Genomic DNA, 20,813 nt, shown 5'->3' with positions numbered 1-20,813 from the left:
AAAAAAATCGCGGATTTCCTTGGGTTGAGGCTGTATTAACTGCGTTGGATCTGTAGAAATAAACCAAACTAAGGCATATCTCCGAGAAGTGGGGTCCGGTTTTCGGATAAGAGTGTGCGCATAATAATCGATTAGAGCATGGCGCGTGAGCAATCGCGACGAGTTCTAAATGTAAATTGCCGGATTTCATCCCTTGCAAAACGAGGGATTGATTGAACGGCCTTCGGAATAGATGGGGCATCCATGAGCTTAGGATCAGCCACACTGCGTGGAATGAGCTTCCGCAAACTTGTGACAGGGGCTGCACTCGGCGTCTCCGTCCTGTTGGCTGGCTGTGTTAATTCACCTAACTTCTCATCGGTGAACACTCCTTTTCAGCCTGATTTAAACCCAAACGGCCAGCCGCAACTGGTCTCGGGCCGTGCGATTGGCAATGGCTCCGTTCGTGTTGGCCTGCTGCTGCCATATTCTGGCGAAGGTCAATCCGCCGCTTCTGTTGCCACTCTTTTCGAAAATTCCGCCAAGCTCGCGCTTGAGGATTTTCAGGGTGCTGACATCCAACTGCTCGTGAAAGACACTGGCGGAACCTCAGAGGGTGCAAGCATTGCTGCTCAGCAGGCGATCAGTGAAGGCGCAGAACTCCTTATCGGTCCGGTTTTTGCCCCAGCTGTTCAGGGTGCCTCTGCTGTTGCGCGTCGCTCTGGTGTTCCAATCGTTGCATTCTCCTCTGATATCAATGCGGCAAAGCCGGGCACGTACCTGCTCAGCTACCTGCCAGTATCTGACGTGAACCGCATTGTGTCTTACGCAGCAGAACAAGAGCGTGGCTCCTATTCTGCGCTGTTGCCAAACAATGCCTATGGTGCGGTGGCTGAAGCTGCATTCCGTCAGGCTGTTGGGCAGACAAATGGCCGTATCATCACCATCGAGCGCTACATCCCGGGCAATGCTGAAGACATCCGCGCCCGTGTCGCCAGCCTGAGCCGCTCTATTTCGCAGGTGGACACTCTGTTCGTTCCTGAAGGTGGCGGTGTTCCTCCGTTTGTGATGCAGGTGATGACCGAAATGGGTGCAAGCCTTGGTGAAGTGAAGATGATCGGCAGTGGTCAGTGGAACACGCCGGATATCCTCCAGTCTCCTGTCATGGTTGGCAGCTGGTTCCCGGGTCCGGATAACCAGAGCTTTGAACGTCTTGCGACTCGTTACCGCGAAACCTATGGCTCCCAGCCGCCGCGCAACGCTTCCTTGGCTTATGATGCAACCATTCTGGCCGCTGGGCTGGTCCGCTCCGCTGGGCCTGATCGTTTCTCTGATCGGGTGTTGACCAACCGTGATGGTTTCCTCGGCATTGATGGTATTTTCCGCTTCCAGCAAGATGGCCTGAATGACCGTGGACTTGCGGTTTATGCTGTTTCTGGCAAGAGGACTGCCGAACCAATTGCTCCAGCACCTCGCAGCTTCTCCGGCCAATTCTAGGCTCTGGAACTTCTGATGTTGAAAGCCTCGCTCGCAAGAGCGGGGCTTTTTTGTGTGTGGCTCTGAAGGATATCTTCAATTGCACCTGTTATCTTGGGGCTGTGGTGATCGAAAAAGCCTAATCTGCATCGGCAAAATCGCCATTAAAGGCAAGGAGCTATGCAGGAACTACGCTTTCATCATGTCGGTATTCCAACCAGCGAAAAACTGCCGGAAACGCACCACAACAAAACCCTCAAATTCACTGCAACAGGCTATTTTGAGGGTCCCTATGCCATTGAGTGGATGAACTTTGATGATGACAACCCACTCCCCGAAATAATCAAGACAACCCCTCATGTTGCCTATGTGGTTGATGACCTTACCGAAGCTTTGCAAGGTAAGAATGTTATTTTGTCTCCGGAAAGTCCGGCCAAAGGCGTTTGGGTCGCCTTCATTCTGGAGGGCAGAAACCTCATCGAACTCATGCAATTCGATAAGCCCGAAGAAGAAATTTGGCCTCATCCCGGAAAATTCAGGATCTGAAGGCGCTGCACTGTTACCGCGATTTACCCAATGGGACGAAAGGCCTTTAGGAAACTAATGAAATCCGGAGTGAAAACGGATAGAAATACCTCAGGAAATGAGTTGGCGGGCCTGATGGTGATCAAGCCTGCGCAAAAGGTGGTTTTAAAATGCTTTCAGACAAGCGCATTCTCCTCATCATCACAGGCGGTATTGCAGCCTATAAATCGCTGGATCTGATCCGCCGCCTGCAAGAGCGAGGCGCGCAAGTTCGGGCAATTCTGACCAACGGTGGCTCCCAGTTCATCACACCGCTTGCTATTGGTGCGTTGACGGGCGACACAGTCTTCACCGAGCTGTTTGACAGAGAAGCCGAGCACGATGTCGGCCACATCCGCTTGTCGCGTGAGGCGGATCTCGTCGTCGTCGCCCCAGCCACCGCAAACATCATGGCAAAGATGGCACATGGATTGGCTGACGATCTGGCATCCTGCGTATTGCTGGCCAATGACAAACCGGTCCTCGTTGCTCCTGCTATGAACTCTAAAATGTGGAGCCACCCAGCCACCCAACGCAACGTGGCTCAGTTGAAAGCGGACGGCCTGAATTTTGTTGGCCCCAATGCGGGCGAGATGGCGGAAAAAGGCGAAGCAGGTTATGGCCGCGTGTCCGAGCCGCTGGAAATTGTCGCCGCGATTGAAGATCTCCTTTCTCCAAAAGAACAGCCCCTGAAGGGCAAACGCATTGTCATCACAGCTGGTCCAACCCATGAGCCAATTGATCCAGTGCGTTACATCGCCAATCGATCCTCCGGCAAACAAGGCTATGCCATTGCAGAAGCTGCGGCTAATGCTGGAGCGCAAGTGACGCTTGTCTCAGGCCCAACAGTTCTGTCAGACCCGAAAGGCGTTGAGACAATCCGCGTAGAGTCTGCAAGCGCCATGCTGGCCGCGGTTGAATGTGCCTTACCAGCTGACATCGCGATCATGGCTGCAGCCGTAGCAGACTGGCGGGTTGCTCACGATAGCAACCAGAAAATCAAGAAAGACGGAACAGGCTTGCCGCCACCTCTGAGCCTTGTCGAAAACCCGGATATTCTGAAGACAGTAGGACATTTGCAGGGCAAACGACCAAAGCTAGTGGTTGGTTTTGCTGCCGAAACAAATGACCTGATTAACAACGCCCGCGGAAAGCTGGAGCGTAAAGGCGCTGATTTGATTGTAGCAAACGATGTCAGCCCAGAGAATAACGTCATGGGCGGCGACAACAACACCGTCCGTCTCGTGACCCATAACGGCGTGGAAGACTGGCCGAAAATGGGTAAGGACGAAGTCGCTCGCCAGCTTGTCAAAAAGATTGCAGAGCTGACTTAACCCGTTCGCCAAACTGTCTCGTTAGAAGGCCGGTATGTTCGTACCGGCCTTTTTGCTGCTTAGGCCGAAACTTGCTCGCTCTCGTGTTCAGCGCTCAAAAGCGGTTTACCGAGGATCATGTCTGAAGCCTTCTCGGCAATCATGATTGTCGGCGCATTCGTATTGCCTGAGATCAGCGAAGGCATCACAGAAGCATCAATCACACGTAGACCTTCCAGCCCGTGTACTTTCAGGTCCGGTCCGACCACCGACATCTCATCTATGCCCATCTTGCAAGTGCCAACAGGGTGATAGATCGTCTCCGCCCTCTCCCGCACTGCTTGCTTGATACTGCGCTCATCACGGCCAAACTCGTAGAGCATGTCCTCCCGATAATCCGAGAGCTCTGGCCCTTCCAGAATGTCCCGCGTCATGCGGATACCCTTCACCAACACATCCATGTCTTCCGGATCTGTCAAATATTTCGGGTCAATACGAGGTGCATCCATTGGATTTGCTGAATTGAGCCCAACTTCCCCGGTTGATTTTGGCCGCAAAACACAAACGTGACAGCCAAATCCGTATCCGCCATAGAGCTTCCGACCATGGTCATCAATAATAGAGATGACGAAGTGTAGTTGAACGTCAGGCCTGTCCAGCTCCGGGCTGGTCTTCAAAAAAGCTCCGCCCTCAGCTGCCGGAGAAGCGATTATGCCAGACCCATCCTTTCGCCAGCGCATAATTTCCTTGATCAGTTGAATCCCCGGCTTAAGCCCTAACCCCAGCATATCCGTTTTATTGGAGCGGTAGCTGATGGTGTAATCCAGATGATCCTGCAGGTTCTTGCCCACACCAGGCAGGTCATGCAGGACCGGAATGTTGTGTTTCGCCAGCTCATCCGCTGGCCCAATGCCAGAAAGCATGAGCAACTGCGGAGACTGGAAAGCGCCTGCTGAGGCAATAACCTCACGTCCAGCTTTCACCGTCGCAAGTTTGCCCTTCTGACTGTATTCAACACCAACGGCTTTCTTGCCTTCAAACAACACCTGAGTGCTACGGGCATGCGTGATCACTGTTAGGTTGGGGCGATCCATAACGGGATGAAGGTAGGCAGCAGCAGCTGAACAGCGTTCGCCCTTTTTGTTATCCTCATGGAACTGCGTGACCTGATAAAGCCCAACGCCTTCTTGATCTCCGCTGTTAAAATCATTGTTGCGTTTAATCTGCCTGCCTTCAGCTGCAGCTAAAAAGGCGTGCGATATTGGAAGAGGCGAACGTTGCCCGGAAACGTGTAAAGGCCCATCGGCCCCATGCATCCCGCTTTCACCGCGCTGATTGCATTCAGATTTTTTGAAGTAGGGCAGCACATCATCAAAGGACCACCCTTTAGCACCCTGCTCCACCCAACCATCATAATCCTGTTTTTGGCCGCGGATATAAAGTTGCGCGTTGATTGCGCTGGAACCACCCAAAGCCTTGCCGCGTGGATGGAATGTGGTCCTGTCGTTCAGCTCTGTTTGTGGAACCGAGTTAAAAGCCCAGTTGTTGATGGCAAAGGGCTTTGCGGAAACCATCGCTGCAATGCCAAGAGGTGCCCGTACCAGAACGGACTTTCCTTCACCTCCAGCCTCAAGCAGGCAAACCGTTATTGAAGGGTCTTCTGTAAGTCGGGCTGCAAGCACACACCCTGCTGAGCCGCCTCCAACAATCACATAATCAAAATCCATTGCGCCCCTCCCCAGAAACACACCACACGCCCGAAAGCCCTCAACTCTCTCGGAAATGAAACAGCAAAAATGTCTAAAGCACTTTTCTCTCGCCCCAATACGGACAAGCTGTTTTATGTTTCAATGTTAGTGAGCCTTTCCCCAAACGGAAACCTGAACATTCTGGTGAGTATGTTATGCGCTAAACTTCTCTGAGGGCGTTCTTTGAAAATAACATTTGAACGCAGAAGCTTGCTGAGGTTCTTCCCCAGTTTATCCCCTGCGCAGGTTTCTCTGGTTCGGGTCGGTCAGATCGTGCAGTCTGTTCGCCGCAGCCTGCGCAAATCGCAAAATCACCGCTTTACGGGTTGCAGCAGAAAGCTTGTGTTCCGGAGCTTCTCGAATGATTTCTGCCATATAGTCATCAGCCAGAATGAAGCCGGTTTCTTCGGGAAAGATCTCTTGCGGGACATCCGCGCTGGTAGCGAAAAACAGCCGGTCGCAATAGTCGCGATACTCATGCCATTTATTGTCTGCTTTGAAGTCCTCAATGGATGACTTGATCTCGATAATCCAAATCTCGGACTTCTTGCCAAGAACCACCAGATCAGCCCGACGGCCTGAGGCCAATGTGATTTCTGGCAGGCTCGTATGACCCAGCACTCGCAAATAGCGTTGCACCCCACGCTGGATTTTCAACGCACGTTCGGACTGACGACCATCGATCAACGGATCATCCAGTTGAACGCGATTTGAGCCCTTCACAAATTCCATGAAATCGTTCCCACTTTGTTCTTGGTGATACTATCAAGCTGACTGACAATTTCAATCCAAGATTAGATCAGGGCTTCACTGAGTTTCAGGCAAAACGAAATCCAGCTTTGCTGCCAACTGCAACATCCGTTCATCAATCGGAAACTGTGCAGCGCAGTTAGCAAGGGCTTCCCGAGCGTTTGTGTGTTCAGAGCAGCTTGAATACAACTCAGCTGCACCTATCAAAAAACTTTTGCGCCAACGCTTTGGTGTCGTCTTCAACACGGCATCACATTGCAAGGTACTATCCCACTCCAGAAGCAGTTCAGCACCCTCTTGAGGCTTTCCTTGCAACGCAAGATGTTCGGCCTTTAGCAACCCATAGCCCGGATTTGCAGAGAGTGCTCTCGAGACATCTGGCTGATGCATCACTCTGCCTTCTGCGAGCGCTTGCCCCAGACGAACGAAACCCGCGCAGTCAGCAAGGCTTAGCGTGATAAGGAGACCTCGCGCCCTAAGCAGCTCAGCAACATCGCGCTGAAACGTCTTGATCAGCTGGCGAATAATGTTGAGAGAGTAGAGCTGATCATGCAACGCATGCGGCCCTGCAACCCCATAATAAAACCGGTTTGCACAATGCGGCAATCGCTGCGCGGTACGGTATCCGTTCGTATCGACCCAATCGAATAGCCCGAAGAAGAGATGAACGGGATGCTTCATACTCTCTGATAGAAGCGCCAGCAGATCTGCCTTATCATGAGCAGAAGGTGTCAGGTATGCAGCGCTCTGCGTGCCAACCACACCCAGCTCCAGCTCCGGTGAAAATGCATAAATCTCACCGTCCTGACGCCGCAGGCCAGTCACCAACGCCCCATAAGCCCCCATGGATGCGCCGTAATAGATGATGCGCTCCGGGTTCTCTTGCGCAATCGCTTCGTCAATCGCACGGTCGATGCCCTGTTGAGCACTTAGGTACCATTGTGATTGGGTATCATTCAGAAAAACACAGGAATGCTGTGTCTTTGCAAACAAGCGCTCCAGCCCGAATTTACCAGAGGGTATCCGGACCTGAGAGAAAACAACCAGTAACACACCGCTGCGACCACCGGATTGGAACTTCACTTCCAATCCGTGAGATACACTCGGCACTGTCGTAAGCCCCTGCATTGAGCGGAGGTTTAAGGCTTCTTGCGCTTGAGATAAACGCCACCACCGGAAGCAGGCGCTGACGACGTGCCAGATGACTTGCTTGGCGACCGGCGTGGAGGTGCTTTTTTACTCGGCTTGGCAGAAGATTTGCCCTTTGGCTTTTGAGCGAACTTACCGCCGCCCGGGCCTTTCCGCTGCCCACCAAGCTTCTGTTTTTTGCCCGCTAATTGCGCACTGCTGCGTGCACTTTTCGGCTCGCGATCTGATGGGAAGAAGGTGTATCCATCCATCTCGGGGATCTTCTTACCGATCAGCTTTTGAACAGCACGCAGCATACCGCGATCTTCAGGCAAACAGAACGTAATCGCGTTTCCGCTCTTACCCGCACGCGCCGTACGACCAATACGATGCACGTAGTTCTCGGTCGCATTCGGCATGTCAAAGTTGATCACATGCGAAATGTCTGAAACGTCAATCCCGCGGGCTGCAACATCAGTTGCAACAAGGGTTTTCAGCTTGCCGCCCTTGAACTTGTCTAGCGTCTTCTGGCGTTCTGCCTGAGACATGTCGCCATGAATAGCTTCTGCTGGCACACCGTCTGCGTTCAGCCGGGCAGCTAGTCGCGCACTGCCTTTTTTGGTGAGCGTAAACACAAGAGCGCGCTCGCATTCTTCCGTTTCAAGAAGCGTCTTCAAAAGAGGATACTTGGCGTTATCTTCCAGATGCGCGATCTTCTGGATAACGGCTTCTACTGTTGTTGCTGGTGGCGCAGTGCTCACCTCAACAGGATCACTTAGGAAGCGACCAGCAAACTCACGAATTTCTGCAGGCATAGTTGCTGAGAACAGCAGTGTCTGCCGTTTTTCCGGCAGCAGATAAGCAATCTCTTCCAGCTCTGCGATAAAGCCGAGATCAAGCATCTGGTCCGCTTCATCGAGAACAAAAATCTCCAGCTCATCAAAGCTGACGCCGTTTTTGCGGTGCAAGTCGAGCAGTCGACCAGGTGTCGCCACAAGCACATCCAGGCCACGCTGCAAAGCACGGAACTGCGGAGGAAACGGCACACCACCAACAACGCAGCTGGAGTACATTTTGGTGCGGCCTGAATAGGCCTTGATGTTCTTTGAAATCTGATCCGCCAGCTCGCGGGTTGGCGTCAGAATAAGGCTGCGCACGCTCTTTGGCGCTGCGCGATATCGGCTCTCAAGCAAGCGCTGAAGAAGCGGCACTGCGAAAGCTGCGGTTTTACCTGTTCCGGTCTGAGCAAGACCAAGCAGGTCCTTGCCATCCAGAATGTATGGAATAGCGTTTTCCTGAATAGGTGTTGGCTCGTCATAACCTTTAGATTTCAGGGCGATCTGAAATGGTTTTGCAACGCCAAGTTTGTCGAAGTCGGTCAAAAGTGATCTTTCGAATGAGCAGAGTGTCCGAAGCCGGTTCTGCTGATTTCATCATGTGTTTTTTGCGCGTCCCGGAAAAGTAGAAACCGTTTTTCGATTTAGGATGCGCACAAAACAAGCTTGAAGAAGTTTGCCTTCGAGAAATCCAGCACAAAAGCAGGCAGCTTCAATTAATTCTACTGGAATAGTCTCTGAGGCTCGGTTTGATCGGGCTATTAACATAGACCCGCCACATTATGCTAGAATTATTGCAGGAGAGCATAATATTCTGGTTGTCCCGACAAGAAAAGGACGACAAATTTGGTTAGAGCAGTCCAGCTACTTGCATGTTTCATGTTCTTCTTTATGTATGGGGACCAAGAATAATGACGCTGCTTTTATGGCCCACATCCTATAAATGGCCTGCTGCTAATAACATTAAAGATTAGGGTTCGAGCTTTGATTGATGCAAATTTTGAAGACTTAGAAGAAAACGCTGAGGAAGCTTCGCGGCTTCTTGCTAACATGGCGCATCCCAAGCGCTTGATGGTGTTGTGTCGACTGGTACAGAGCGAATGTACTGTAGGTGAACTTGCCGAAGCTGTTAATCTTAGTCAGTCCGCGCTGTCACAACACCTTGCCAAGATGCGTGCCAGCAATCTGGTGTCCACCCGTCGTAGCGCCCAGACAATCTATTATTCTCTGGCCAGTGCCGAAGTGGAATCCGTTCTGCAAACTCTCTACGGCCTGTATTGCGCTCCTCAGGAAAAAGCCTAGCAGGGCCTGCTTTAAGGCCCCGCAATTACCACAGAGCTACCATCCCACCTGCGCTTCTCTTCTGCATTCGGTAGCTGGTTGAACATGTGAAGATCCACTGGAATTTCATCTTCAGACTTCAGACCTGAAAACTCACCAAATAGACGGACGGTTTCTTCGTCCAGCGCACCGCCGATATACAGATTGGAAATATCTCCGCTCACATCGGAGAGCTTGAACCGGGTTTCCCAGAGCCAAAACACCTGTCTGTGGTCCTGATCGCTTTCATAAACCATCGTCAGCGCAGGCAGAAAGCCTGCATTGGTGTGTGGTACCGGAGGCAGTTCGCCAGCAGGTGTCTGGCCTTTCAGGTATCCAGTCGCCGTTGGAACAGACCATTCCGGAGCCTTGCGCCAGCCCAGGTCTGTCAGTTGTTTTTCCAACTGCTCCGGCGTGCCGGACCATTGCAGTGTTATCGGCTCTTCCAACTCACCCGTAATGGATACACGCTTGGCAGGCAGCAAACGCCAGTCCTGCAAGCGCCAGCTGGATTTTTGGATCACAACGGATTCACTGCGCGGCTCATAAGCCTCAGCAGTTGTCTTGTAATTGGTGCTGATGTGCCAGATGGAAGCAATCGCCAGTGCACTCAGCGAAATGATCGTCAGCGCAGTTCTGCCAACTTTCTCGTTGTGAATATGCCCAAACACGAATGAGAAGAAGAAGACCGTACCGGAGCCAAATAAGAGACCTGCCAGCACGTCTGAAAGCCAGTGCGCGCCGAGATAAACTCGTGAGAACCCGATCAGGATCGCAAAGGTTGCCGCCACAGAATAGATGATCGTCTTGCTCAACCGGGAACGATCATGAGCCACCAAAACCGCAATGACCCCGATTAGAACCGTATTGATCGTCGCGTGCCCGGATGGAAATGAAAATGCGTCCGCTCCAGAGTACAGCTCAATCGGACGATCGCGGCCAATCAGCGCCTTGGTGATCACCACAAAGATAGAGGAGCTGACAATCGCGATGACAAAGCCTGTCGCTCTGCGCCATGCCTTCCGCCCAAACAGATAAAGCCCAACAGCCAGTGTCACAGTTGCAGTGACATGACCATCGCCCATCATGGTGATCATAACCATGACCTTATCGATGATCGGTGTCCGGGCGATCTGGAAGAAGTTGCTGATCGCAAGATCAGCCCGCGCCATCGGCATTCCCGGCGCCACAGCACCTGTAAACCAGATGAAACCGGGCAGCGTCACGAGCAGGAAGAACGCAGAGACCAGCATTCCTACACTACGTGGGTTTTCAGGGTCATACGTCCGTGCAACCCATTGGCTGAAACGATCAGGACGGCGGGCAAACCAATTGACTGTTGCCTGATGAGAACCGCCAACGATTGGCAGAATAAACATGATCAGCCAGCGGATCAGGGCCACGGCAATCAAGAGAACCAGCAGCAAGCCACCAAGAATAATCGCCAGACGCGTATTGAACTCGCCAATAGCAAACAGAGCAGATCCAGCCATCACACCGGGTATCAAATGGATCGCGGCCCAAGCGAAGGCTGATGTTACGTTGAAGAACGTAAAGCGGCCAAAACTCATGTCCGCCATACCAGCAATTCCGGGTACCACGGACTTCACACCTGGCACAAAACGGCCAATGAAGATGCTCTTACCGCCATGTTTGGCAAAATAGTCTTCACCGCGCTGCAGCCAATCCGGATACCGGCTTAATGGCCAGATGGTGCGCACTTTGTCTTTGTAAAAGTAGCCAAACCAGTAGGAGAACGCGTCGCCCGTTACGGCGCCTGCGGTTGTCCATAAAAAGATGCTCAGAAAGGGCAGCTCGCCAAGGCCAATAAGCGTTCCGGCGCCCACAAGAACAACCGTGCTTGGAAACACCAGTCCAATCAGAAAGAGCGCTTCGCCCATTGCGACGATAAAACAGATAAGGCCAGCGAACGCTGGGTTTGCTGCAATGAAATCAACAATGTGGTTGAGGAATGTGGTGACGAAATCGACGTTCACTGAAAAGTCTCTAGCTCTTTCATAAATGACTTAGATCGCTGGGTGACTGCTTGAAATGTATACATAGTGCCAAGGTGACCAAAATAAGGTCTGCATTCTGTTACATTTATATGCAGGCATCTGGCGCTTTGAAAGGGAAATAACAAGCCCTAATCCCTTCAAAAAGCATAATAGTCCCACTAATCAGACCCATACGTTAATTCTGGTGACGAAAAACATCGTTTAGCTCTTTAAGCAATAATACAGAATGGCTATTCTTGGCTGCAAAGCCGAATGAGCAAAAATAACATTTTACGCCATGCCCCAGATGCGAAGGTCACTTGCATGTTTCAGTCTGCAAACATTCCTCAGACAGTCAGCAAAGAGCTGCTTCAAAAAAGACTGCCTGAACTCCGTGAGGAATTGTTGGAAGTTCAGCACAAGCTGAGAGAGAACAAAGCTTTTGCAACGATCATTTTGCTCGCTGGTGTAGACGGCTCGGGTAAAGGAGCGGCGATCTCCCGTTTGTATGAGTGGATGGACACCCGTTATCTGTTCTGCAACGCCTACCATGAAGAGCGCAGCGAGTCTGAAAGCGCCCGGCCAAACTACTGGCGCTACTGGCGTGATCTGCCTGCACGGGGCGAAACCTCCATTGTGTTTGGCTCCTGGTATCAGGAACCTTTGCGTGATGCGGTTATGGGCAAGATTGATGACGCAGAGCTGGAGCGCCAGCTGTCGGCCATCAACCGCTTTGAAAAAATGCTGGCCTACGAGAACATTCTCCTTCTCAAGTTCTGGTTCACTCTTCCAAAGGCAGAGCAGCAGGAACGCCTGCATGATATCGAAGCCAAAGGCAAGAAAGGCCGTAACTTCATTGAGGAATGGTCTGGCTCAGAGCACTATCGCGCCGCGCAGACGGCTGGCGAAAAGGCATCCCTGCAAACCAGCACCGGCTATGCCCCTTGGTTTGTGATCCCCTCTCAGGATCCGGATGTTCGCGATCTCGCGCTGGCTGAAACCATCGCACAATCCATGAAGAAGAAGCTGGAAAGCGGCAACGGCAATCCGGTTTCAGCTCCGGCTGTGGTCACGACCCTGTCGCAGGCCAACGCCGTGGATGCGATAGACCTGACAGCAACCATTTCCAAAGAAGACTACAAGGCAGAGCTTGAAGAGCTTCAGGACAAGATGGCGTACCTGACAGACCGCAAGCGTTTCAAAAAGTTCGGTCTAATCTCCGTCTTCCAGGGCAACGATGCAGCCGGCAAAGGCGGTTCAATCCGCCGCCTCACCCGCTCCATGGACCCACGAAACTACAAGGTGCACCCAATCGCAGCCCCTTCCGTCGAAGAAAAGCTGCACCCGTACCTCTGGCGTTTCTGGCGCCGCCTGCCGAAAAAAGGCCACAGCGCCATCTTTGACCGCTCCTGGTACGAGCGGGTTCTTGTTGAGCGCGTCGAAGGCTTCTGCTCCGAAGCGGACTGGATGAGGGCCTACAACGAAATCAACGCCTTCGAAAAAGAGCTGACAGATTCCGGCTTCGTCCTCTGCAAGTTCTGGCTGGCGATCTCGGAAGAAGAGCAACTGCGCCGCTTCAAAGCCCGCGAAGAAACCGCTTACAAGAACTACAAAATCACCGAGGAAGACTGGCGCAATCGCCTCAAGTGGAACGAATACGCCATCGCAGCTGGTGACATGGTGGACCGCACCTCCACCCGCTATGCGCCATGGACGCTCATTTCTTCCGAAGACAAGCGCTACGCCCGCATTCAGGTACTTAGAACCACCGTCAACGCTCTCGAAAAGGCGATGAAGAAGAAGGACAAGGAGAGCTAACTCGGCGTCCTTCGTCTACAACACTCCGCAACAGCTCCTGTCACACTTCGTTTTGTGACAGGACTTCTGCAGAAACCAGATCAACTTCCTGGCCACCTCGCCAGATATTGATCACGGCTTCAATCTTCAGCGACTTCTTAACGCCGTCATATTCAGCAACCTGCTGCTGTTGTTCCTCGAAGAATGGTCCATCGAAGTCCATTGAGATGTCCTTCTCCATGTAGGCCTCAATGCGCAGATCATCTGGTCCCGGCTTGCTGATATCAAACTGCATGTCCTGATTGTTGGACATACACATCACCGCGTCAGAGAGCTGCGGAAACAGCCCTTGATGGCAAACTGCAAAGATGGCGGCACGTTCCTGTGGCGAGAACTGATCAAAGAAGCTCATGTCTTCAATCGGTTTTGAATCGAACGTAAAAGTGCGCTCCTGCCTGCGGTCAAAGTCCTTTTGAAACTGTATGCCCTGCTGCTCGGGGATCTTGATCCCCTCCATCATGATGTCGTTTTTCAGGTTAGCTTCCACGCGGTCTTCGTCAGGACTGCGCACATCAAATTCCAGCTTAAAATCCAAAACGCTGTAGCTGCGATAATGGGAACTGTCATAGACTTTGAAATTGTCCTGATAGTTCGCACCAGCCAGTTCGCGCAGTTGCTCAAAGGCTTTGACCTTGCTTTGGTCCGTCACACCCGGAGAATACAGATCAAACGTCAGTTTCTTCGCTGTTACGCGGTCCGTCCCGCAAAACCAGTCAACAATCTTGTCCCAGAGCCGTGTTGCCGGATTCCCAACATGGTCTCTGTCCGAGGCTCTCTTGATGTTCTCAAGATCCCCCGCTGAGATGTGCGGATTAATTTGCGGTGTGCTCAAAGCAACTGAAGATGACATGTTCCACCCTCCTGAACGCGGTCAATCGGTTATGCTGGGCCTTGTAACCCTGACGCCAAGATTGCAGGAAGTTGGAGAGTTGCGCTGTTCTGAATGGCACTGGAACAACAAAAACATGCACTAAAAGCACCGCATGGCAGCCCATGCAGTGTTGAAGCTAAGGTTCCCAAACTTGGGATGAGCAAGGCGAGCAGGCAGTGCCTGCGCTACTTGTTTAAATATGAGTCTTCGGCAGTGGCTGCTCGCCTCGCCCGGGCTTTCTTGTAATGAACAACGTCGCCTCTTTGCCTGTAAGGCACGATAGCCGGTTTCCCGGAAAGACAATGGCTTATCCAATCAGGTTTCCCTAACCGAACAGTTCCTCCGTCTTTGACAAACGCATCTGTAAAAGCAGGTTTTACTGCCGGTACATTTGCACTTGTCGCCGCGTGATACCCTACAAACTTGGGCCCTTCCCCTCAAACCATGCGGTCACGTTTGAAGTTCGGTTCACCGGACCACCAGAAAGATGCGTTACCTCTTCTGATAGCCCCACCCAGCCCACGCCTCACTGACGGACGGTCCGCCAGCAGCCCGTTGCGTGGGCATGTCTCTCAGAATATGGGAGAAAACTGGGAGGGGAATAAGTTTTATAGATCACTCAGCTGCTTACGCATTAAGGCCTTTCATGCCCTCAGGCGTGTACCGCTCACCCACAACAGGAATGTGAGCAATTTCGGCTTCCAGTGCAAGTCCCTCTTCAGCGGTCAACTCAATCTCAGTGGCAGCAGCGTTCTCTTCCAGATACTTCAGTCTCTTCGTACCCGGAATTGGCACGATATCGTTTCCCTTTGCCAGCAACCAGGCAAGGGAGAGCTGGGCAGGCGTGCATTTCTTCTGGTGTGCGGCCGCTGTAATCACTTTCGCGATACCCTCGTTGATGAGCAGGGCTTCTTTCGAAAATCTCGGCAGATTGGCGCGAAAATCGCCCTCTTCAAACTCCGTTTTCGAGTTGAAACTGCCCGTCAAAAACCCTCTCCCCAATGGAGAATAAGGGACAAATCCAATGCCAAGCTCACGGCATGCAGGCAGGATTGTGCTTTCGACATCACGTGACCACAGCGAGTATTCTGTCTGTACAGCCGCAATTGGATGAACCGCATGAGCCCGGCGCAGTGTTGTCTCGTTGATCTCACAAAGCCCGATATTGCCGATCTTCCCTTCATCAACCAACCGCGAAAGCTCGCCCATCACATCCTCAACGGGTTGTTCCGGGTTCACACGATGAACGTAGTAAAGGTCAATGTAATCAAGGCCCAAGCGCTTCAGAGAAGATTCACAGGCCTGCCGCGCATATTGCCGACTATTCTCGATTGTCCGCTTGTATTCGCCGGGTTTCCGATTGATGCCGAATTTCGTTGCGATTTTGAGAGGCGCTTTCGTTTCCTTCAAAAAACGGCCAATCAACTCCTCATTGTGATGAGGGCCATACATGTCTGCCGTGTCAAAGAAATCTATGCCCAGTTCAACGGCTCGTGCCATCACCCCCAAGGACACGCTGTCATCGTGTGAGCCATAAAACTCACTCATCCCCATGCAGCCCAGACCAAGCGCTGAGACGTTAAGTTTAGATCCAAGTTGGCGCGTTTTCATCAGAAGCTTCCTTGTGTTGCTGCTGAATACTTGCCATGTTTCAAAAATGGAAAATACGAGTAGAAATGGAAAGCTGATTTCCGAATTTGGAAATGAAGTTCTGCGCGACCTTGTATGGGATGACACCAAAGCCTTTCTGGCTGTCGCCAGAACAGGAACACTCAGCGCGGCTGCTCAACACCTGCAGATCGGTGTGGCGACGCTGTCGAGAAAGATTGATCGTCTCGAAGAAACGCTGAAAATCCCTTTGTTCGTCAGGCACCAGTCCGGCTATCAGCTCACAGAGGATGGCCGTGAGTTGCTGGCAAAAGCAGAGGCGCTGGAAGCCGCAGCCGCAGCATTCTCCTCCGGCGCAAAGGCTCAGGCAGGCATTTCCGGAAAATTGCGCCTCGCCACAGCAGAAAATCTCGCCACTCACCTGATTTTGCCTGCACTGCCCGAGCTGCGCACCAGCTATCCGGACCTGCACATCGAAATTCTAACCGACGTAAGCTCAGTGAACCTGCACCGCCGTGATGCAGATCTTGCCATACGGATGGTGAAACCGGAAAGCGGCAACGTCACGCTTCGTCGCTTGGGAACGCTCGGCTTCGGCCTTTATGCAAGCAAAGAATATCTGCTCAAGCGGACCGAACTCGAAAAGCCTGAGAGCTATGAGGACGACGACTGCATATCCTGGAGTGAAGCGCAGGCCCACCTTGCCGCAGCACAATGGATTCGACGTGCTTTAAAAGGCCGCGAGCCCGCAGTTTTAACCTCATCACTCGCGACGCAAGTGGTCGCTGCCAAAGCCGGGCTCGGTCTGGCAGTCCTCCCTCACTTCCTTGCAGCAGAAGCCGGGCTTGTCTGCGTGGAAGCCAACATCGGCGTTGATCAACAAATTTATCTGGTCATGCACTCTGATCTCGCCCACTCCCCCCGAATGCGCGTCATGGCAGACTTCCTCGCCGACCTGATCATCAAAAATCGAGCCAGATTAAGCGGCCCACCTCAGTAGGCCGCTCTTCTTAAACCACATTCCGCTCAATCAGCGGATTGTTTGCGGTCAGGCGCTCAACACCAAGCTCGGAAAGGTCCAGCGTCTCATAGCGGCCTGTTACGATATGTTCGGCAAGACCGCGCCCCACCGCCGGGCTTTGCTGAAGGCCGTGACCGGAGAAGCCCAGCGCGATGTAGAAGTCTTCTATGCCGGGTACCGGACCGGTAAATGCGTTGTGATCAAACAGGTTCACATCATAATGTCCTGCCCACGCCGCACCGGGCTTGATGGCTTCAAATGCAGGAATACGATTGGCGAGTGTTGGCCAAAGGTGTTCCTCAAAGAAGGAATAATCGACATCATAGTCAAAGGAATCCGGGTCTTGCTCTTCATCTGGTGAGCTGCCGCAGATAAAGCCTGTCCCTTCAGGGCGCACATAGGTGCCATTTGGATCAACCAGCAACGGCAGGCCCGGAACCTCATCGCGGCATTCAAAGGTGAAAATCATGCGTTTTTTAGAGTGCACCGGAGCATCAAAGCCAGCTTCCATGCAAATCTGAGCACCACCTGACGCGCCTGCAGCATTCACCACAACACCAGCTTCCACCTGTTCTCCGTTGGAGAGCGTCAAAATCCAGCTGCCCCCCATGATCTTTTCAAGATGAACCACTTGATACGGCTCATAAGGCACGTTCAGGGAGCGCGCTTTGCGGCGGAAAGCCTGCATCAGGCCATATCCATCAAACCAGCCTTCGCCAGAAAGACCGTGACAGCCAGCAGAAAGATCAGAGACGTTGAGCCACGGAAATTTGGCTTTCAGCGCATCAGTATCCAAAAACCCAATGTCCGCACCCATCTTCTGTTGAAGTGCGTGGTTCTCTTCCAAAATGCTGCGCTTGTCTGGTGTTGCGAGAAAAAGATAACCGCCCTCAACCAGATCAATGCGTGGCTGTTCGCCATCAACTTCCAGAAGACTGCCAATATTGCGCAGGAAATCGATGCCATAGAGCGAAATGTCGATGTTCACGGCAGAGGAGAACTGTTGGCGAATAGAAGCGGCAGAAAGCGCCGAAGCGCAGTGTTGGTAAGACGGGTCTTTCTCAAAGACCGCAATGCTACCCTTGAAGTCGTCGCGTTGTGCAAGATGGTACGCCACCGATGACCCGATGACAGCCCCCCCAATAATAGCAACATCCACTGAAGCTATCGCCATAGTCACACCTGAATACTGAGAAATGGAAAAGAGTAAGAACCGACGCCCGAAACAATTAGGCGGGTATTTGCGAGCGCCGGTCTAAAAGGGAGGCGAAACGCCTCCCAAGAGCATCAAGCGTAATCTCAAAAAAGGCCTCCCAGCACTTTCATGAGACTACGATGCTGATCAGGGCTTAAAAGAAAGCCTGAAGGCCAGTCTGCGCACGACCCAGAATAAGGGCGTGAACGTCATGTGTACCTTCATAAGTGTTGACGGTCTCAAGGTTCTGAGCATGGCGCATCACCATGAATTCCTCAGAGATGCCGTTACCGCCGTGCATGTCACGTGCCTGACGCGCAATATCCAGCGCCTTGCCGCAGTTGTTGCGCTTCACGATGGAAATCATCTCAGGAGCAACGCGGCCTTCGTCAAACAGACGACCAACACGCAGGGAAGCCTGAAGGCCGAGAGTAATCTCGGTCTGCATGTCTGCCAGCTTCTTCTGGAACAGCTGTGTCTGTGCCAGAGGACGGTTGAACTGCTTGCGGTCCATGCCGTACTGGCGAGCACGCATCCAGCAATCTTCCGCAGCGCCCAGCGCACCCCAGGAGATGCCGTAGCGAGCGCGGTTCAGACAGCCGAACGGACCTTTCAGGCCAGAAACGTTAGGCAGCAGCGCGTCTTCACCCACTTCAACGTTGTCCATCACAATTTCACCGGTGATGGAAGCACGCAGAGACAGCTTGCCTTCGATCTTAGGGGCGGAAAGACCTTCCATACCCTTTTCAAGAACGAAACCACGGATCTGGTTGTCATGCGCTTCAGACTTCGCCCAAACCACAAACACGTCTGCGATTGGAGAGTTGGAAATCCACATCTTGGAACCTGTGATGCGGTACCCGCTCTCGGTCTTCACAGCGCGGGTGCGCATGCCAGCTGGGTCAGACCCTGCATCCGGCTCGGTCAGACCAAAACAGCCAACGTATTCGCCAGAAGCAAGCTTCGGCAGATACTTCATGCGCTGCTCTTCAGAGCCGTAGGCGTAGATTGGGTACATCACCAAAGAGGACTGCACACTCATCATGGAGCGGTAGCCACTGTCCACACGCTCAACCTCGCGGGCAACAAGGCCGTAAGCCACATAAGACGCACCTGAACCACCGTATTGCTCTGGAAGTGTCACACCAAGCAGGCCCTGCTCGCCCATCTCGTTAAAGATGGAGCGATCAGTCTTCTCTTCGCGGTAGGCTTCCATCACACGTGGCAGAAGCTTTTCTTGAGCGTAGGCACGCGCGCTTTCCATGATGAGGACTTCGTCTTCATTCAACTGGTCGCGCATGAGGAACGGGTCTTCCCAATTGAAGACGCCTCCGCCGGTTGGATCACTACTCATGCTCAAAATTCCTTATTCAACGTCAAACTTCACACCCTGCGCCAATGGAAGAGCGCCAGAGTAGTTGATGGTATTGGTCGCGCGGCGCATGTATGCCTTCCAGGCATCAGAGCCAGCTTCACGGCCACCACCAGTTTCTTTTTCACCACCAAATGCGCCGCCAATTTCAGCACCGGATGGGCCAATATTGACGTTTGCAATGCCGCAATCAGAGCCGACAACAGAAACGAAGGTTTCAGCTTCACCCATGTCTTTGGTGAAGACGGAAGAAGACAGACCAGCGCCAACACCGTTCTGAATTTCAATCGCTTCATCAAAGTCGCTGTAGCGAACGACGTAGAGGATCGGAGCAAAAGTCTCTTCCAGTACAGGACCAACCTGACCTGGCATTTCAACAACAGCAGGCTGAACGTAATAGGCATCCGGATACTCATCCGCCATCACGCGCTGGCCACCATGCACGGTGCCGCCGGCAGCTTTCGCAGCTTCCAGAGACTTCTGCATGTTGTCATAAGCGTCTTTGTCGATAAGCGGACCGATCAGCGTGCCTTCTTCGGTCGGAATGCCGATCTTCACAGAGGCATACGCCTTGATCAGACGTGGGATCAGCGCATCATAAACGCTGTCATGCGTGATCAGGCGGCGCAGAGTAGTACAACGCTGGCCACAAGTACCCATTGCAGAGAAGGCCACGCCGCGCAGGGTCAGGTCCAGATCAGCAGATGGAGTCACGATCGCTGCGTTGTTGCCACCCAGCTCAAGGATAGACTTGCCGAAGCGCTGTGCAACACGTGGACCAACCTGACGACCCATGCGAGTAGAACCGGTTGCGGAGATAACAGGCACGCGCTTGTCATCGACCAGCGTCTCACCGATTTCACGGCCACCCACGATGACTTCCAGCAAGCCCTTCGGCGCATCATCACCAAACTTGGCAACCGCACGCTCAAACAGCGCAGCACATGCCATTGCTGTCAGTGGTGACTTCTCAGATGGCTTCCAAACAACGGAGTCACCACAAACAAAGGCGAGTGCTGCGTTCCAGGACCAGACCGCGACTGGGAAGTTGAACGCGGAGATCACACCAATAACACCGGATGAGTGCCAGGTTTCCATCATACGGTGACCCGGACGCTCGGTCGCGATGGTCAGGCCGTACAGCTGACGGGAAAGCCCAACTGCAAAATCACAGATGTCGATCATTTCCTGAACTTCACCCAGACCTTCAGAGGTGATCTTGCCTGCTTCAAGGCTCACCAGTTTGCCGAGATCATCTTTATAAGTGCGAAGCTCTTCACCCAGCAGGCGAACCAGTTCGCCACGACGAGGGGCTGGCAGCTTGCGCCACTCTTTGAAAGCATCGTGAGCACGACCAATCGCAGCGGAGGTTTCCGCGGCGCTGTCTTCTTTGATCATCGCCAGCGTTTCACCGGAGTTTGGAGAAGTTGCAGCAAGTGTGCCACCTTCCAAAGCAGCGCGGGCAACACCCATACGCTCCATGAGTTCAATTGTTTCTTTTGCGAATTGCGCGGTATCCAGACCTACGGTCATTGAAGCCCCCAAAGAGTGAGAAACAGTCAGTTCGAAATTTGAGCAGAGTTTCTCTTGTCCTGTTCACTGGTAAAAGCTACGTCTTTTCCATTATTCATTCGCATATGGAATGACTGATAATTTCGCTTGGATCTTGCACTAGTGAGAAAACTGCTTAAAATCAGTAGGATAATAATGGGTATCGGCCTATTTGAGATTCTGTTTTAAGAAGGAGATGATGCCAGATAGAACGAAATTTAATCGTG

Annotated in this window: 16 protein-coding genes; 6 read left to right on the top strand and 10 right to left on the bottom strand. The window is 52.6% G+C overall.

All coding sequences use genetic code 11. The features are described from left to right. Nucleotides 1-243 precede the first annotated feature (243 nt). The 3 genes from PsW74_RS03805 to coaBC all read left to right on the top strand — a co-directional run bounded on the left by PsW74_RS03805 (nt 244) and on the right by coaBC (nt 3,353). Nucleotides 244-1,476 carry a penicillin-binding protein activator gene (locus PsW74_RS03805; protein WP_063286274.1) on the top strand — a complete coding sequence of 411 codons (1,233 nt, stop codon included), beginning with the start codon at nt 244-246 and terminating at the stop codon, nt 1,474-1,476. Between the two features lie 159 nt (nt 1,477-1,635). Further along, a complete protein-coding gene (locus PsW74_RS03800; RefSeq protein WP_063286275.1) occupies nt 1,636-2,001 on the top strand; it encodes a hypothetical protein in 366 nt (121 codons plus the stop codon). Between the two features lie 149 nt (nt 2,002-2,150). Further along, nucleotides 2,151-3,353, top strand: a complete 1,203-nt coding sequence (gene coaBC, locus PsW74_RS03795) for a bifunctional phosphopantothenoylcysteine decarboxylase/phosphopantothenate--cysteine ligase CoaBC (RefSeq protein WP_063286276.1) — start codon at nt 2,151-2,153, stop codon at nt 3,351-3,353. A 59-nt stretch (nt 3,354-3,412) separates the two neighbouring features. On the opposite strand, the gene PsW74_RS03790 is transcribed toward coaBC, so the two are convergent. The 4 genes from PsW74_RS03790 to PsW74_RS03775 all read right to left on the bottom strand — a co-directional run bounded on the left by PsW74_RS03790 (nt 3,413) and on the right by PsW74_RS03775 (nt 8,340). Continuing rightward, entirely contained in the window at nt 3,413-5,059 is a 1,647-nt protein-coding gene (locus PsW74_RS03790) for a GMC family oxidoreductase N-terminal domain-containing protein (protein ID WP_063286277.1), read from the bottom strand. 252 nt (nt 5,060-5,311) lie between these two features. Further along, nucleotides 5,312-5,812, bottom strand: coding sequence for an MmcB family DNA repair protein (locus tag PsW74_RS03785; protein ID WP_063286278.1), 501 nt, complete (start codon nt 5,810-5,812; stop codon nt 5,312-5,314). A 75-nt stretch (nt 5,813-5,887) separates the two neighbouring features. Beyond that, nucleotides 5,888-6,940, bottom strand: a complete 1,053-nt coding sequence (locus tag PsW74_RS03780; RefSeq protein WP_208987815.1) for a hypothetical protein — start codon at nt 6,938-6,940, stop codon at nt 5,888-5,890. Nucleotides 6,941-6,969: 29 nt separating this feature from the next. Next, nucleotides 6,970-8,340 carry a DEAD/DEAH box helicase gene (locus PsW74_RS03775; RefSeq protein WP_063286280.1) on the bottom strand — a complete coding sequence of 457 codons (1,371 nt, stop codon included), beginning with the start codon at nt 8,338-8,340 and terminating at the stop codon, nt 6,970-6,972. Nucleotides 8,341-8,778: 438 nt separating this feature from the next. Between PsW74_RS03775 and PsW74_RS03770 the strand changes: the two genes are divergently transcribed. After that, nucleotides 8,779-9,096 (top strand): metalloregulator ArsR/SmtB family transcription factor, encoded by a 318-nt coding sequence (locus tag PsW74_RS03770; RefSeq protein WP_057463148.1) that lies wholly within the window; start codon nt 8,779-8,781, stop codon nt 9,094-9,096. An 11-nt stretch (nt 9,097-9,107) separates the two neighbouring features. Here the strand turns inward: PsW74_RS03770 and PsW74_RS03765 are convergent, their stop codons facing one another. Next, nucleotides 9,108-11,111: a bifunctional DedA family/phosphatase PAP2 family protein gene (locus PsW74_RS03765; protein WP_063286281.1), complete on the bottom strand. Its 2,004-nt coding sequence runs from the start codon at nt 11,109-11,111 to the stop codon at nt 9,108-9,110. Between the two features lie 324 nt (nt 11,112-11,435). Here PsW74_RS03765 and pap point away from each other — a divergent pair, with 324 nt between their 5' ends. Continuing rightward, the gene (pap, locus tag PsW74_RS03760; RefSeq protein ID WP_057463258.1) at nt 11,436-12,929 is read left to right on the top strand and encodes a polyphosphate:AMP phosphotransferase; all 1,494 of its coding nucleotides are present in this window, start codon (nt 11,436-11,438) and stop codon (nt 12,927-12,929) included. Between the two features lie 40 nt (nt 12,930-12,969). Here pap and PsW74_RS03755 read toward each other — a convergent pair whose 3' ends face one another. Then, nucleotides 12,970-13,818, bottom strand: coding sequence for a hypothetical protein (locus PsW74_RS03755; protein WP_063286282.1), 849 nt, complete (start codon nt 13,816-13,818; stop codon nt 12,970-12,972). Nucleotides 13,819-14,466: 648 nt separating this feature from the next. Further along, nucleotides 14,467-15,450, bottom strand: coding sequence for an aldo/keto reductase (locus PsW74_RS03750; RefSeq protein WP_063286283.1), 984 nt, complete (start codon nt 15,448-15,450; stop codon nt 14,467-14,469). Nucleotides 15,451-15,496: 46 nt separating this feature from the next. Here PsW74_RS03750 and PsW74_RS03745 point away from each other — a divergent pair, with 46 nt between their 5' ends. Further along, the gene (locus PsW74_RS03745) at nt 15,497-16,447 is read left to right on the top strand and encodes a LysR family transcriptional regulator (protein ID WP_063286478.1); all 951 of its coding nucleotides are present in this window, start codon (nt 15,497-15,499) and stop codon (nt 16,445-16,447) included. A 10-nt stretch (nt 16,448-16,457) separates the two neighbouring features. Here PsW74_RS03745 and PsW74_RS03740 read toward each other — a convergent pair whose 3' ends face one another. The 3 genes from PsW74_RS03740 to PsW74_RS03730 all read right to left on the bottom strand — a co-directional run bounded on the left by PsW74_RS03740 (nt 16,458) and on the right by PsW74_RS03730 (nt 20,568). Continuing rightward, nucleotides 16,458-17,642, bottom strand: a complete 1,185-nt coding sequence (locus tag PsW74_RS03740; protein ID WP_063286284.1) for an FAD-binding oxidoreductase — start codon at nt 17,640-17,642, stop codon at nt 16,458-16,460. A gap of 175 nt (nt 17,643-17,817) precedes the next feature. Then, a complete protein-coding gene (locus tag PsW74_RS03735) occupies nt 17,818-19,017 on the bottom strand; it encodes an acyl-CoA dehydrogenase (protein WP_057463143.1) in 1,200 nt (399 codons plus the stop codon). Between the two features lie 12 nt (nt 19,018-19,029). Then, the gene (locus tag PsW74_RS03730; RefSeq protein ID WP_063286285.1) at nt 19,030-20,568 is read right to left on the bottom strand and encodes an aldehyde dehydrogenase family protein; all 1,539 of its coding nucleotides are present in this window, start codon (nt 20,566-20,568) and stop codon (nt 19,030-19,032) included. Nucleotides 20,569-20,813 lie beyond the last annotated feature (245 nt).

The organism is Pseudovibrio sp. W74 (assembly GCF_001623085.1).
GTDB lineage: Bacteria > Pseudomonadota > Alphaproteobacteria > Rhizobiales > Stappiaceae > Pseudovibrio.
Note: the sequence above shows the minus strand (reverse complement) of the source record. Positions and strands in the feature narration are given on the sequence as shown.